Below are 13,981 nucleotides of genomic sequence, written 5' to 3' on the forward strand. Positions count from 1 at the left end.
GGGCAAATGCCTCTTGTGCATAAGCCTTTGCGCGAGGGCTGTTTTCACGCCAGTTTCAGCAGGCTCATGCCCACCAGCAACAGCACCAGGCCAAGCCAGCCACGCCCGGCCAGACGCTGGCCAAACAGTGCCCAACCCATGGCCACGGTGGCGAGGATGCCGAAGCCACCCCAGATGGCGTAGGCCAGCGACAGCTCGATGTCCTGCACGGCCTGGGCCAGGGCGGTAAAAGCCGCCAGCACGGCGATGATCGAGGCCACGCCCAGCCCTTTGCGGCGAAAACCGTCGGAATACTTGAGCAGCAGGTTGGCCAGCACTTCCAGCACGATGGCCAGGGCCAGCCAGGCGAATGGCATCAGCATGGCAGCGCCTCCCCTTCAGCCGCGGTCGGCTTGCTGCGGGTACCGGCTTTTACCAACAGGATGCCGGCGATCATCACCGCCAGCCCCAGGGCCTTGGTCCAGCCCAGGCTCTCGCCCAGCCACAGCACGCTGACCAGGGTAATCAGGACAATACCGATACCCTCCCACAGCGCGTAGGCCACACCCACCGGCACACGCTTGACCGCCAGGGCGAGGAAGAAATAAGACAGACAGATCATGCCGTACATGACGACATAACCCATCACCGGGAAATGCGTGGCGGCGAATTTCATCGACGCCGTGCCGATCACCTCGGCGGTGATGGCGACGCTCAGATAGATCCAGGAACGCATGGTGCCCTCCCATGGGCGACAGCGACCGGGCGCACAGGCACCGGCAGAAAGAAATGTTTACGGCTGCAGAGGGAGGGTGGCGCTAGAGGTCGCCGGTCCAGTGACGTTCACGGGAAACCAGGCGGGAGGAAGAGAGGAGCTTGAAAGCTTTACTGTTCAACATAATGAACAGAAGATTAGCTCAGGTGATCGATTAAGTCAAAATGATAGCTAGAGACTAATAATTTCTCGCGCGTACATTGCGTCTTTCAGAAAATCCCCCTTAAAGCTTGCTGAAAGCTTCGTAAATTATATTCCCCGCCCGGTTTCGCCGGCAGCCAGCGCTTGCGCAGCCGCAGGTTGCGCCAACCTGGGCCAGGCCCGCGCCCACGCTCGCGCGACACCCTCACGCCCTAGGCATCCAGCGCCACGGCCCGGCCCTGCGACAAAGCGTCGCCATTGTCACAGATCAAGAATTAATTATTGTTTTACGATAATTTATCAAGAATAATCCACCCCGTTCATCACTGTACGGAGGCACCCCATGAACAGTAGATCCGTGGCCTATGCGCGTTCGCGCCTACGGGCCATTGGCGTATTCGCCGCTTATATGGCCTGGACCACCGCCGCCCTCGAACTGCTCGCCACACCACTGCTGTGCATGTTCGACTACCCCGACATGCAGGCGGCCTACCTGCAAATCCACGGCGAGCACATGCCCTTGCTGCTGGAGCCCGGCTATCAGGCATCGACCCTGGCGATCAGCCTGGTGCTGGCAGTCGAGATGATCCCCACATTCATCTCGGTCACCGCCCTGGGGCTGACCGGCCTGTTCTTCCACCGTCTCTCCCGTGGCCAGACCTGGACCTCGGCCAACATCAAGATGCTGTGGTGGGTCGGCCTGCTGTGCATTGGCACGCCGTTGCTGTGGCCGGTGACCTACACCCTGCAAGGCCTGGCACTGGCCATCGACCTGCCGGCCGGCGAGAGAAGCTTCAACGTCTCGATCGGTGTATCATCGCAGGCTGTCTACGAGATCATGAAAGGCATCCTGCTGTGTGCCTTCTCGCTGCTCATGCGTGACGCCAAGACCATCAGCGATGAACACAACTGTTATGTCTAACCGCCTCCTATGCCGATAATCATCCGCCTCGACGTCGTCATGGCCCGGAACAAGATGCGTTCCAAGGACCTGGCGGAAATCATCGGCATCACGGAAGCAAACCTGTCGCTGCTGAAGAACGGCAAGATCAAGGGTTTCAAGATCGAGACCCTGGAGAAGCTGTGTCGCGCCCTGAACTGCCAGCCTGGCGATCTGCTGGAGTTCAGCGACGAATGATCAAGGACTGCAACACCCATGGCACTTTTCCACAATGGCCTGGCCGCCTTCGTGCTGGCCTGCCTGGCCTTGGCTTTGGCCGGCTGCGGCCCGAGCTACACCTATAGATACTCGCCACCGCCCAGCGCGCATGGCATGAACTGCATCAATAGCTGCTCGATGGAGCGCAACCACTGCAAGCAGATGGCCCGCTTGCAGGAAAACAGCGAACGCGCGCTGTACCAGGCCGAGATGCGCACCTACGAGTACTGCCAGAAAGGCAAGAGCAAAAAAGAAGCGCGTCACAGTTGCCACTACCCGAGCTACCCGTTCAACACGGGCAGCAGCTACAGTTGCGGGTCTGATTACGACTCTTGCTACATGGCCTGCGGCGGCACCATCCAGCGCATTTTGATCAAAGACTGAACCCGGAACGGACTCGAACATCGTGAAACACGTGAAATCCCTCGCCCTGCTGACCGCCCTCCTGGCCATGACCGGCTGCGCCAACGACTTCCCGGCCAGCAAGCCAGCCCCACTGGGCTGGAACATGCCCGGCATGCAACTGGGCGGCGACCGCGGCCTGCCGCTGCACAACCTCGACGGCAGCTGCCGCAAGCGCGGTTGCGACAACAGCAAGCTGATTTTCAACCCCGGCAAAATGGAGCCAGGCGTCAACTCCATGCACCGCGGCTGGTAGGAAAATTCTCCTTTCTGCCCGGTGACTTAGGGGATTGTGCGATGGATGCGATGAAGTGGTTTACAGCCGCGAATCCATCGCTATAATGACGCCCCTGTGCCGGTATAGCTCAGATGGTAGAGCAACTGACTTGTAATCAGTAGGTCCCGGGTTCGATTCCTGGTGCCGGCACCATTCAAGGTTCCATAGAAGGCTTTCAAAATCTCTGGAACCCCCGAAAAACCCGCCTTCTGGCGGGTTTTTTCGTTTTGGCGTTCCGTCGGATTCCGAGGGTAGCCAGCGCTAATAAGGGTAGTTTTAAGGATAGAGGTCCGTTTCGATATCGGAGACTACCCTTATGGCACGCACCACTGCCCCGCTCACAGACACCACCTGTCGCACGGCAAAGCCCAGAGAGCGCGAGTACAAGCTCTTTGACGGCGACGGTCTGTACCTGCTTGTGCAACCCAACGGCCGCAAAGGCTGGCGACTCAGGTACGTGAAACCCGATGGCCGCGAAGGCCTGACCGCCCTCGGCAGCTACCCGGTGGTCGGGCTGGGCGACGCACGCCGCAAGCGCTTCGAGATCAAGCAGCAGCTCGCCAACGGCATAGACCCCATCCAGTACAAGCAACAAACCAAGACCCAAGCCGTGATAAATGGCCGCACCTTCGAAAGCGTTGCGCTCGACTGGCATGCGAGCATGGTGCCGAAGTGGGCGCCCGGCCACGCCAAGACTGTACTCAGCCGATTGAAGACCCACGTGTTCCCTTTAATCGGTGCCAGAGCAATCGTTGAGCTGGACACCCACGATCTCATGCAGCCCCTGGAAGCCGTGACGAAGCGCGGCACCATCGACGTGGCGCTCAGGATCAAGAACTACCTGCAAAGCATCATGCGTGAAGCCAAACGGCTGCGACTGATCACGGCGAACCCGGCTCACGACCTTGATGGCTCGATCAAGACACCACGGGTAACTCACCGACCCGCACTACCCCTATCGCGACTCCCAGAGCTATTGGCATGCATCGAGGACTACAGAGGTCGCCCGCTCACGCGCCTCACGGTGATGCTGTCGTTGCATGTATTCGTACGCTCCAGTGAACTGCGTTTCGCCCGCTGGAACGAATTCGACCTCAAGCGCGGCATCTGGGAGATCCCCGACACTCGCCCGGCGCTCGACGGCGTACCGTTTTCCACAAGGGGTACGAAAATGGCCGGAGACATTCACGTTGTACCCTTATCGCCGCAGGCAGTGGCCTTGCTTGAGCAAATCCACGCGATCACTGGCAAGTTCGACCTGGTGTTCGCGGGAGATGCCAAACCGTGGAAACCGATGTCCGAGAACACGGTGAATGCCGCGCTCAGGACGATGGGCTACGACACCAAGGTGGATATCTGCGGCCACGGGTTCCGAGCCATGGCGTGCAGTGCGCTGGTCGAGTCCGGCCTGTGGTCGGAGACGGCTATCGAGAGACAGATGAGCCACAAGGAACGCAACAACGTGCGGGCCGCCTATACCCACAAGGCCGAGTTCCTCGAAGAGCGTCGGATGATCATGACCTGGTGGAGCCGGTTTCTAGAGGCAAACCGCGAGGACCATGTGACGCCGCATGAGTTTGCCAAGCAGACGGGCGAGAACGTCACGCGCCTTCGCAGTGCCAAGAGGACCGAGTAACCCGCCGCACCACCGCCTCAACTCGCTGTGAAGTTACCCACAGCACTGCATGAAGCTCCTCCGCGCGGGTCCTTTCAAACGGGGCTGCAAAGCCGCCCCGTTTGAAAGGACCATACCTAAGAAAAAAACTGCTGGCACAGCTCACGTCTGTGGAAAACCACTGATGTCCACCGGGGGATAGTTTTATCCACAGGCGCTAAATCCCTGAAATCTCTTTGCTTGACGAATATTGTCCACAGGCGTAGACCGGGAGTTGCAAGCGCTGTCAATGACAGCACCCCAGGTGACCCGAACCTTAAAGGTCACGCCGCTCCCGCGGTGGTTCTCCCCAAGGGTGATTCGCATCCGGCAGCTCGCCCGGTCACTACCCATGTGATGGATGCTCTTACACATATGGCGCTCGTGCGCCAGATACTCCGTACCTCGCTGCCCTGCAGCAACCTATCCGCTTGGCCGAATCTTGCGCCAACCTGTGCCCGTCTCTTTCTGTGGAAAGAGACGGGCACTTCTACCACTGCTGCAACCCTTGTCGCACATGGCTTTGCGGCAATCCCCCTCGTGACAATCGGCGTGACAAACGCCGATGTCACCAGCAACAGCCATGCAGATGATGGTGCCGCAGACCAAGAAATGGACTGCACCTGACTGACAGTCAGGCATGCCCCCGGTCATCGCACCGCTGCGTTCACCCGGCTCAGGATCTTCAGGCGCTGGTCACGTCAGCCAGTGCTGCCTCCACCCGCCCACCGGTATCGGTGTTTAGGAGGCCAGATCATGAGATGCCCTTGCTCCCGGATGTAAGGAGCCGCCAGTCCCGCGTTAGAGGACATCCCCACAGGTCGCAGGGGCCTTGATCCCTGATAACACTCAACATTCTTGGCGGGATGACGTGGGGCGAGGATCGGATATCGGAAAGTGAGGTGACTGACATGGCATTGGTGGGTAGACGAGATGGCCGCAATTTCGGCTATGGCAGGCAATTGAGCTATGCAGGGCCGCAGGCGCTGAAAGACATGTTCGGCGGTGGCCACTACGGTACGGTCAAGGCGCACTGTGATCGGTGGCAGGCATTCGTGAAGTGGTGCCGCTCCGAACAAGGGCCCGGTATCAATGATGCGCGGCAGATTGATCGGAAAGTGTTGGCCGACTATGCGGCGTATCTACGCGAAGTCGTTGAGCGCGGTGACCTCGCCATCAGCACCGCGCAAAACCGGCTCTCCAGCCTTAACAGGACCATGGCAGCGCTTCGCGGTGATCAGTACGTAAAATTGCCAAGTCCGAGCAAGGCACTGGGCATGCAGCGCACCGGGGGTCGTCAATCGGTGCCGCAGGGCCAAGATCGCGACCACATCCAGCGAATAGTCGAGGCACTTTGCAGCTGTCAACATCCAAGGGCTGCAGCGATCGTGCAACTGGCACGTGCCACCGGTATGCGCTTGCGTGAGGCCATCTTGGCTGATCTGCCAAGACTAAGCCGTGAGGCTAACGACCTAGGCAGGATCAACATTCAGGATGGCACCAAAGGCGGTCGCGTCGGTGCCTCGGCGCCGCGTTGGATTGCGGTGGACGACCATGTTCGAGGTGCACTTAGTTTTGCACGGCAGGTGTCGCCTGCCGGTAGCCGCAATCTGATTGCGCCAAGCGAAAGCTTCCTGAAAGTTTTGCAGACAATCGTCCGCCCTGCCCGGGACATCCTGCATGCACACAATCTCAGAGGCTTCCATGAACTCCGCGCCGCGTACGCATGTGAGCGCTATCAGCAAATCACTCAGCACCGGGCGCCTATCAACGGCGGGCAACGCTGTGAGCTAAATCAGCACCTTGACCGCGAAGCCCGGAGACAAATCAGCTATGAGCTGGGGCACGGTCGGATCGATGTGGTCGCTGCCTATGTAGGAGGCCGGCCATGAGCAAGCCCTTCGACATGGAGCTGTTCCTCGCTGGAGTGCTGACAGGCTCGCACGCTACGCGGCGACGTCATTTGCGCCAGGCAAAAATCATTCAGGCTGCAATCGAAGAGCGCTGGCAGCGGGAAAACCCTTGGACTTGGCAAAGGAAGCATGTGGTGTGGTTTCTTGAAAATCGCTTGAGCGATCACAGTCATGCAACGCAGTATTACTACGTGCTGACGGTCCGGCTGCTAGCGCGACGTCTAGGAACGTCATGGGTATTCAAGCCCTGATGGGGACACTGCTGGCGCTCACAATCTATTCATGTTGCGCATCAATACACCGACGATCAGCTTTCTAGTCCGACGAAGCTTTTCGAGCTATGATGAAGTCAAATAGCCATCATTCTCGGGAGCCGTAGTGAACCAAATTCAAACCATGGACGGGGCAGTGAATGGTCCGCAGCCCGCAGACGGCGCAGCTCTTCAACCGAATCAGCTCAAAATTTTTAATGCTGCAATTCAAAAAATTGATGTTCAGAATCAGACTTTGGGAGATCCATTCTATCGGACAGCTGAAACTGACATTAAAAATTACCTAACAGGTCTGATTGACGAGCTTTTGAAAAACAAAAGGAATCAGTCATTCAAAATCGAGACAACAGGCGAAGTCGGAAAACTAGTAACCGGACTTTCAACAACAAAATTTAAAGAATTTGCAAAAGATCTTAGTGAACGGCTTCTTAATCTCGAAGTCAACGTTCAGACTCAGCTAGGTAAATTTACCACCTTACGCAGCGGCAGCCTATTTTGCTGTCATTTTCAGCTTGATGAAAAAGCATGCTTACTAATTGTAAAGGTTGACCACGCCGACTTCATAAACGAGACCACCTTCATAAAAGACACTGGATTACCCGCCAAACATCGCGCTCAGAAATGTGCTATTTTCGAGATAATTAATGGAATACTTGCTGAGACGGTTATCATTATTGATAGTGCACCTTCGGTAACCGAGTACTGGTGGAAAGACTTTTTAACACTCACAGCATTATCTTCACCCCAGATAAACACGCTTCGAGCATTCACCGCCGTAGAAGGCCTCCTAGCCGCTAAGGTGAAGCCAAAATCAAAAAGTGACTACTGGACACTCCGCAACGCTCTTGTGGGATATTTTACAACACGCCCCCAATGCAGCTACCCGGACATGGTGAACGAGTTATTTAGCGCGTACAAGCCTGATAATCCGGATGTTTCTATGCCGGAATTTATAGTGGCAGCAAACTTGCTCCCCAGTAAGAAAATTGATGGATTTGATACCCATTTTGATCTAACCCCCTCAGTCATCAATGCAAAAATCAAAAGACAGATCAAACTATCACATAACGTGGACCTTCGCATTACTGGCGAAGTTGAAGACATTAAAAACTTCTTTTCCACAGGCGAAGAAAATGGAAGAAAGTTTCTGAAGATATACTCTGAAGAAGGTTATAACGCATTTAATCGCAAGGAAAGCGATGATGATTCCATTGGGTAACATAATTTATTCTATATCACCTGGTGCAACTTTAAAATCGGCCACCGAGTCCACTGAGGATTACACCACGGCATATAACTGTTCAGCTTTTAATACAAATTCTGAAGCATTAGCGGAGGTCCTTAAAGAGATCAACTCTCGCGACAGTTTTACCTTAGCGTTCACACCGCGATCATCTGAAACCTCGTTTTCGCTTTCTAGTCGTGACCCAGGCAAAATTGAAGAATTTTATCAAAACCTGAAAATTTGGAATGACGCATTCGGAAGCCTCAGCGGGTCATTGAAGCTCAGGGTAGGTAAGGTCGCCCAAAGAAAAACTCTGTCGATCTACTCACTTTCCGCTTTTGCAGACTATTTATGCAAAGGCAGCCCAGCCGAGGTAATAGGAAAGGTTTTCAACCTAGCTAAAACCGCATATTATCTTGAATCCAGCGAGCTTAACCAATTGACCAAAAGCTCGCTATTATGCTTTGGTCCGAAGCTGGCAACTGACAACTACCCCACAAATCCTGAGCCCAGCTACAAGTCAAAACACATTGAGCTTAGGTCAAAGGCCTGTTCCGTTTACGCAAATATCAATACTAACTTTATACCATCTGACTTTGTATTTGATAAGAGTATCCTTGGGCATCCTCTATCTGAAACTTTTGACAGGCTATCTTTAATATGCTGCCTAATGGCACTGTCTGACATCACCAAAATTGATTCCAGTGGAGAGATAGCTTATACAGTCAAAGGGTACACCACCGAAAAACTTTCTGTAACCAATCTTTCAGATGTGGACACATCTTCAATCCATCAATACCTCGCCGTTTATCAATGGGCGTATACTGAAGGCAATATAATAGACAAACTCGGCATCTGCCGAAACCTCCTCACTATACATGCAACTGATGGAAAGCTCTTAAAGCTGAAAGAGGGGTTGCTAGAATCAATCACGTCCAATCATTCAATTTACTTAAAAGACAACCTAAAACAGTACATTGATTTAAAGAACAAACTTTCTGAACAAATACAGAAAGGTTCAGAAAAGGCATCCGACATCGCAAAAAATATCACCAACTATCTACGCACATCTATTTTCTCACTGACATCTTTTCTCTTTTCAGCCTTTTTAGTTCGAACCCTAGCCAAACCGACAGCTGCCGAACCATCAATAATAACACCTAGCGTATACTGGCTGTTTCTGCTTATAGCCGGTATCTCCCTTGCGATTCTGGCCTACGCACTCGCAGAAACTAACGCAGAAAAAATTCGATATATCAAGAGCTATAAGGCATTCAAATCCCGGTACACCGACCTTCTCAGCAAAGAAGATATTAGCTTTATTTTTAACAATGACAAAGATTTTAACCGAGACATAAACTACATTAAACGCACAAGAAAAAAGTCAGTCATACTGTGGCTATGCATTTTAACAATTACGACATCAATTGTGACTGTCATGCGGATAAATTGCCTGTAGCCCTGCACACCTACAACAGGGGCTGTCGCTGAGTATAGGCCCACCAGGCAACATCTGGACCGCGTAGGTCTTTGACCAAATCTGCAACACGCTCCATAAATAGGCATAGACCACAAATTGAATGCAGGTGTAAGTCAACAGCGCTAATAGCGTGACGCTAGTACTCATGAAAACACCTATGTCGCGTGTCATGTAAGCGTAAACACGCCAGCTTTTTCAACATAGGGTGTCGTCGCCAGGAAGCCAACAGCGAATATAAGCATCACCATCGCTGCGATCACAAATGCAATCGGAGCGCCTATGTAGTTACCCTATGCGATATGGTACGTTACCACCAGTTACAGTCAGTAGTGCGGGGGCCTGTTGCTCCATGGTGCTGCCGTCACGCAGCTTCTGCCTCTATGCGGTTTAGCTCCGTGAGATCAATCTTTGAGGAGGCTTACGCATTCCACGGTTGCAAAGGGGGCAACCTGCGCACCTCACTCGACATTTGGGCTTTGATCGCTTGAGTTTACTTAACGGGTTCCCGAGACTGTGGATCTAGCGAAGGTCCGCTCTGGGTCGGTCGCAGCATTTCGCAACAGGCAGCAAACGGCCAAAAGCGGTCGCCTGCAATTGCCGAGATTGGAATAGGTCAACAGCTAATGACTACCCCACCCTCTGCGTGCCATTCACCTCGAAAAAAGTACAGTTCAAATAACTATAGTTCGTATATGCTCAGTCCCAGAGCAAATCCGATTGGGTAAAATATGTTTTGCCAGCGTACGTAAGCTAACTCTGTACCCGCGAAGGAGGTCTCATCGTTTCCTAGGCGTAAAAGTTTGGCATTAGCAAGGTATTTGTGAGTGTAAGCTCCGATAGTGTTTTCACTGATCTTTTCTGGCAGCACAGCACGAATAGGGGCTCTATAGACCGGATCATCTGCAACCACCATGAACTCGTCAAAAAAATGCGCAAAACTTTCTAGGTGTTCGCCCAAATCCAACGAATAAAGTTCACTTGCCAAAGTATTGAACTTAATTTCACCCTTATCATACTCCACGATAGTTGCATTCAGATGTTCTATTTCATTGTGTAATTCTTTAGGACAGAATACGAAAGCCGTGACAAATGATTTTTCATGCAGCCACTCAATTGCATGAGGGATAATTTTTTCAAGCGACTGAGGGGTGAGTTTCTTCTCGGGGTGAATCTCGCGGTAAAACTTTAGAGCCTCATTCATCTGCTTTTTGACAAATGAGTAGTCAACGTACATAACCCGATACTTAGCAGGAGCCCGCTGCATGCGCTCTTCGTACATCTGACGCACCTCCGAAACGCACCCCAGTGCGTCTTTCGCGATCTCTCGACCTGTGAAACGGATAACAGTGTAGCCGGCTCGGCTTAGATAGCGTTGTCTGACAGCATCCTTCTCCAACTGTTCTCTTGTTGAATGTGAGGAATGACCATCAAGCTCAATGATTAGTCGCGCATCTTTTAAGATAAAATCCACCCGATAGCGATGGTGCTTATCCGCATCACCAAACCAATGCTCTCTTTCAATCAGGCCCGCGAGGTCAGAAGCAGCTTTACTGAACTCGTCCTCAATAGGGGATGGCCCTCGATCGTGAAACCAACTCGGCGGTGTCATGGGGCGACCTAAGTTTTTCATCATGTATTTTTCTGATTGCGAAAACCGTACTTTCAACTTTTAGGTGCTCAATGTCTAGTAGCTGAGGTTCATGCGTTGCTTCGGGCTCTGTCCAAGGCTTCGTTTTAGCCAATTCTCTAGCGTTTCCTACGAGGTATTCGACTAGAGTAGAAGAGCGAATCGAAGACGGGCTTCACATTCAAGCCAAGCATATGCTATATTTTGCGCGGCGGCTGGATGACTGACCGCGGTTATGTCCGTGGGCACGAGTCCGTGCTCGACCTTTGAGGTCTTACATATTCCATCCAGCCGCCCCTCATACTCTGCAGCCTCTAATGACTACAAGACGCCTGAAAGACATTCATTCCGCCCATGAGCTAGCTCAAGCCGTAGGTGTGAGCGAGTCAAAAATATTCGAGTACGCAGTTTCGGATTGCCAGGAAGGATTTTACGAAAAGCTCGAAATCCCAAAGCGTGGAAGAAATCGTAAAGGGGAATTTAGAGAAGTCTATAAGGCAAACCACAAGTGGGTCACCCAGCTTCACCGATCTGTTTCGATGTTGGTTACGAACAGTGCAAGCTTTGGTCGGCACGTTCAAGGTTTTCTCAAGGGGCGTTCGACCCTAACTAACGCTGAACTCCACCTCCGTAAAAGCCTAATCCTTCATGCGGATATAAGAAATTTTTTCAACGCAATTACAGAACTACAAGTTGCAAAAGCTTTTTTAACAATTGGGGCGACTCCTGAAATTTCGAAATTACTAGCAAGGATTTCTACCATTGACGGATTCTTGCGTCAAGGAACTCGCTGCAGTCCAATAATTTCGAATCTAGTTTGCAAGGGGCTGGATCAAGCGATGCTAGATTTAGCCTCCACCCATGACTGCATGTATAGTCGCTATGCGGACAATATGACCATATCAGGGGCGGAAACCCCAGATATTAGCGCTATTAGTACAATTGTTAAAAACAATGGGTTTGAGCTTAGGGGGAGCGGCTGCTATATTCAGCGACGAGGCTCGAGACAGTTTGTCACAGGGCTATCCGTAGTTGATCGAGAAAGACCACGACTTCCAAAAAAATTGAAAAGCAGGCTTAGGCTTGCAGTTTACTACGCAAGCAAGTATGGAAAAGAACATTTTGAAAGAAGTAGGCACGTAGATACAGTTACACCTTCTTGGGCTCAGATGAAAGGCATGATAGCTTATGCACACTCAATTGAGCCGGATTTCGCAGAAAAACTATGGAAGCTTTTGAGGCAGTCACGCTAGCGGATTGCGGTCTCGTAAGTGCTTTTCCCTCGTGGCAACATTCTCGCCATATCTGATTCTCGTTTTTATATAGCCGATCTGGCCAACTGCAACTTGATCACCTGCGATGAAGCTAGCAGTTATTTTAGCGATAACATCCGCAAGCTCTTTAATTGCTGATATTTTTCCAAAGCTGGCCTTTAGTATAGGGCTTTCGATTTCACGGTGATAGTTTTTAGATACAAGTCTTATGGCGGCTTCTGAAAATCGTTTGGCGTTTGCTTCAGCAGTGTAAATCTCACAAATCATTTCGCGCTTGCTGCTTAATCTGTGAAGCAAGGGCAGTGTCTTAAACTCTAGTTCGTATCTAGCCTCATCCCATTTTTCAATATTTGTTTTTTTTGCGTAATAAATATAGGCAGAAAAATCTGCCACAGCCAGGTTCTGAAGGAGGACATACGCTAACACCGGTTGCGCGACTATATTTTTTAGTGGCTCCCGAACAATCTCAGATCTATTCTCATCAGGGATTAATGCGCTCCGAGCAACTTGCTCTTTCCAAGACTGTATCTGATCAGATAACTCTTCAGGTTCGTCTGTTACAATTAATGCGGTAACTGCGACATCGCTCTGCTCTATACCAACATGCGAGAACGCAAGAGAGCAAGTGATTGGGGTGGCGCCCGAGGCTCCACTGCCGGATCGTTCGGCTATCGCTTTTACTTCCTGCTGAGCAGCTATGTCTTTGAAGGAAAACAATACCAATTTACGTTGAAGTGACCTTTTGTTGTAGGTGGCAGCTTGGCCCGCTCCTTCTCTTGCTATTCCTTTAAGAGCCTCCCATAAATCAGTAGCGCGATGTTCCGCTCTGAGAACTGTCTTAAGTTCATTTATCGCTGACGTGAGCAATGGTGCACCCGAAGTCATGACTCGTAAAGACTCTATATAAAACCCTTGGAGAAATTCATATAATTCGTGCGGGGTCGCCTGGATCTGTGCGCTATCTAAAATCTTGCATAGCACATCAATGAACTCCCTGAATTTTACGCTAGCCTGAGCTTCTATAGCCCAGAATGATTCGCTACTCTCGCTACTTCGAGCACTTTCACAGACAGTTTGAACATTTCTCAGCGATGAGCTGGCGATTTCGTCTGTTAGCGCCCCATAAGTGTCATTACGGTTTTCATTTTTTGAAATGATGTAGGTCTTCCAAGAGTTAACAACAACCTCCTTGAAATCTTCATTGGTTTTAGAGGCAGATATTATAAGATGTCGTTTGACTTGAAAGTGCGCCTTCATCTGAATTGAAGTATCAAGTTCGATGACAACATCATCAAGAGGAGCGCCCAGAGCGGCTTGTTGAAGACGTACACTTTTAATTTTACTTTGTAATGGTGGCCTGACGGTCTCCGCCAGAAGAGCAGACATGAAATATGCAGCCACATGGCTTTCATAGACAAACCCGGCGCCACCGGTTAATTCAGTTGACTGAGACATAGTAGATCCATCTAGGATTTTTAAAAGGCCAATTCCATCTAATTCCGATTATTCTAAGTCGCGAATTGACCACCTTTAATGCTATCAACCCTGTCGAGAGCCTACTCCCAAATGGCCTAGGGCTTGGCGCTCCAGATCTTGCGAGTGCTTTTTACCACGGACGCGGTCCGAAAACCGCTTTTGGCCGATAGATGCCGTCTAGCAACGGTAGCCTTTCATCGATAGGTGTCGCTTACCGTCGTTGGAGAACGAGCCCCTGCTTCAGGAAAGCATGAGAGGCAGCCATGCACTGGGGGCAATCGGTCCCATTTTGACATTTCCGCCTGTATCAATGCTTAGCAAGCCCCA

General features: G+C 51.6%; 14 protein-coding genes and 1 tRNA gene. 11 read left to right on the top strand and 4 right to left on the bottom strand.

Annotation, left to right across the window (positions count from 1 at the left end; all coding sequences use genetic code 11):
• Positions 1 to 44 precede the first annotated feature (44 nt).
• Both mdtI and KSS95_RS01580 read right to left on the bottom strand, forming a co-directional pair.
• Positions 45 to 362 (bottom strand): multidrug/spermidine efflux SMR transporter subunit MdtI, encoded by a 318-nt coding sequence (gene mdtI, locus KSS95_RS01575; RefSeq protein WP_134689926.1) that lies wholly within the window; start codon positions 360 to 362, stop codon positions 45 to 47.
• On the bottom strand, positions 356 to 715 hold the full coding sequence (locus KSS95_RS01580) for an SMR family transporter (protein ID WP_217851033.1): 360 nt from the start codon (positions 713 to 715) through the stop codon (positions 356 to 358). Before KSS95_RS01580 ends, mdtI begins: the two co-directional genes overlap by 7 nt.
• A 523-nt stretch (positions 716 to 1,238) precedes the next feature.
• Between KSS95_RS01580 and KSS95_RS01585 the strand changes: the two genes are divergently transcribed.
• The 10 genes from KSS95_RS01585 to KSS95_RS01630 all read left to right on the top strand — a co-directional run bounded on the left by KSS95_RS01585 (position 1,239) and on the right by KSS95_RS01630 (position 9,256).
• Positions 1,239 to 1,817: a hypothetical protein gene (locus KSS95_RS01585; protein ID WP_217851034.1), complete on the top strand. Its 579-nt coding sequence runs from the start codon at positions 1,239 to 1,241 to the stop codon at positions 1,815 to 1,817.
• Positions 1,818 to 1,826: 9 nt separating this feature from the next.
• A complete protein-coding gene (locus KSS95_RS01590) occupies positions 1,827 to 2,033 on the top strand; it encodes a helix-turn-helix domain-containing protein (RefSeq protein WP_023629980.1) in 207 nt (68 codons plus the stop codon).
• 18 nt (positions 2,034 to 2,051) lie between these two features.
• Complete coding sequence (locus KSS95_RS01595; protein WP_217851036.1) at positions 2,052 to 2,438, top strand: Aq_678 family protein; 387 nt, start codon at positions 2,052 to 2,054, stop codon at positions 2,436 to 2,438.
• 22 nt (positions 2,439 to 2,460) lie between these two features.
• The gene (locus KSS95_RS01600) at positions 2,461 to 2,712 is read left to right on the top strand and encodes a hypothetical protein (RefSeq protein ID WP_437179567.1); all 252 of its coding nucleotides are present in this window, start codon (positions 2,461 to 2,463) and stop codon (positions 2,710 to 2,712) included.
• Between the two features lie 98 nt (positions 2,713 to 2,810).
• Positions 2,811 to 2,886 (top strand) — tRNA-Thr (locus KSS95_RS01605).
• 163 nt (positions 2,887 to 3,049) lie between these two features.
• Complete coding sequence (locus tag KSS95_RS01610; RefSeq protein ID WP_217851038.1) at positions 3,050 to 4,369, top strand: tyrosine-type recombinase/integrase; 1,320 nt, start codon at positions 3,050 to 3,052, stop codon at positions 4,367 to 4,369.
• A gap of 929 nt (positions 4,370 to 5,298) precedes the next feature.
• Positions 5,299 to 6,279, top strand: a complete 981-nt coding sequence (locus KSS95_RS01615; protein ID WP_217851040.1) for an integrase domain-containing protein — start codon at positions 5,299 to 5,301, stop codon at positions 6,277 to 6,279.
• Entirely contained in the window at positions 6,276 to 6,551 is a 276-nt protein-coding gene (locus KSS95_RS01620) for a hypothetical protein (RefSeq protein WP_217851042.1), read from the top strand. The genes KSS95_RS01615 and KSS95_RS01620 overlap by 4 nt, the downstream gene beginning before the upstream one ends.
• A gap of 127 nt (positions 6,552 to 6,678) precedes the next feature.
• Positions 6,679 to 7,791, top strand: coding sequence for a nucleoid-associated protein (locus tag KSS95_RS01625; RefSeq protein ID WP_217851044.1), 1,113 nt, complete (start codon positions 6,679 to 6,681; stop codon positions 7,789 to 7,791).
• Positions 7,772 to 9,256: a hypothetical protein gene (locus tag KSS95_RS01630; RefSeq protein WP_217851046.1), complete on the top strand. Its 1,485-nt coding sequence runs from the start codon at positions 7,772 to 7,774 to the stop codon at positions 9,254 to 9,256. The genes KSS95_RS01625 and KSS95_RS01630 overlap by 20 nt, the downstream gene beginning before the upstream one ends.
• A gap of 700 nt (positions 9,257 to 9,956) precedes the next feature.
• Here the strand turns inward: KSS95_RS01630 and KSS95_RS01635 are convergent.
• Positions 9,957 to 10,910 carry an endonuclease domain-containing protein gene (locus KSS95_RS01635; protein WP_225935551.1) on the bottom strand — a complete coding sequence of 318 codons (954 nt, stop codon included), beginning with the start codon at positions 10,908 to 10,910 and terminating at the stop codon, positions 9,957 to 9,959.
• A 371-nt stretch (positions 10,911 to 11,281) separates the two neighbouring features.
• On the opposite strand from KSS95_RS01635, the gene KSS95_RS01640 reads away from it, so the two are divergent.
• The gene (locus KSS95_RS01640) at positions 11,282 to 12,157 is read left to right on the top strand and encodes a reverse transcriptase family protein (protein ID WP_217851048.1); all 876 of its coding nucleotides are present in this window, start codon (positions 11,282 to 11,284) and stop codon (positions 12,155 to 12,157) included.
• Here the strand turns inward: KSS95_RS01640 and KSS95_RS01645 are convergent.
• Positions 12,149 to 13,633, bottom strand: coding sequence for a hypothetical protein (locus KSS95_RS01645; RefSeq protein WP_217851049.1), 1,485 nt, complete (start codon positions 13,631 to 13,633; stop codon positions 12,149 to 12,151). The genes KSS95_RS01640 and KSS95_RS01645 overlap by 9 nt on opposite strands.
• Between the last annotated feature and the right edge of the window lie 348 nt (positions 13,634 to 13,981).

The sequence above is a fragment of the Pseudomonas muyukensis genome (genome assembly GCF_019139535.1).
Classification (GTDB): Bacteria; Pseudomonadota; Gammaproteobacteria; order Pseudomonadales; family Pseudomonadaceae; genus Aquipseudomonas; species Aquipseudomonas muyukensis.

Coding starts and splice junctions, on each gene's coding strand:
- KSS95_RS01585 (WP_217851034.1), top strand. CDS start 1,239: ATGAACAGTAGATCCGTGGCCTATGCGCGTTCGCGCCTACGGGCCATT.
- KSS95_RS01610 (WP_217851038.1), top strand. CDS start 3,050: ATGGCACGCACCACTGCCCCGCTCACAGACACCACCTGTCGCACGGCA.
- KSS95_RS01590 (WP_023629980.1), top strand. CDS start 1,827: ATGCCGATAATCATCCGCCTCGACGTCGTCATGGCCCGGAACAAGATG.
- mdtI (WP_134689926.1), bottom strand. CDS start 362: ATGCTGATGCCATTCGCCTGGCTGGCCCTGGCCATCGTGCTGGAAGTG.
- KSS95_RS01580 (WP_217851033.1), bottom strand. CDS start 715: ATGCGTTCCTGGATCTATCTGAGCGTCGCCATCACCGCCGAGGTGATC.
- KSS95_RS01595 (WP_217851036.1), top strand. CDS start 2,052: ATGGCACTTTTCCACAATGGCCTGGCCGCCTTCGTGCTGGCCTGCCTG.
- KSS95_RS01615 (WP_217851040.1), top strand. CDS start 5,299: ATGGCATTGGTGGGTAGACGAGATGGCCGCAATTTCGGCTATGGCAGG.
- KSS95_RS01635 (WP_225935551.1), bottom strand. CDS start 10,910: ATGATGAAAAACTTAGGTCGCCCCATGACACCGCCGAGTTGGTTTCAC.
- KSS95_RS01620 (WP_217851042.1), top strand. CDS start 6,276: ATGAGCAAGCCCTTCGACATGGAGCTGTTCCTCGCTGGAGTGCTGACA.
- KSS95_RS01630 (WP_217851046.1), top strand. CDS start 7,772: ATGATGATTCCATTGGGTAACATAATTTATTCTATATCACCTGGTGCA.
- KSS95_RS01645 (WP_217851049.1), bottom strand. CDS start 13,633: ATGTCTCAGTCAACTGAATTAACCGGTGGCGCCGGGTTTGTCTATGAA.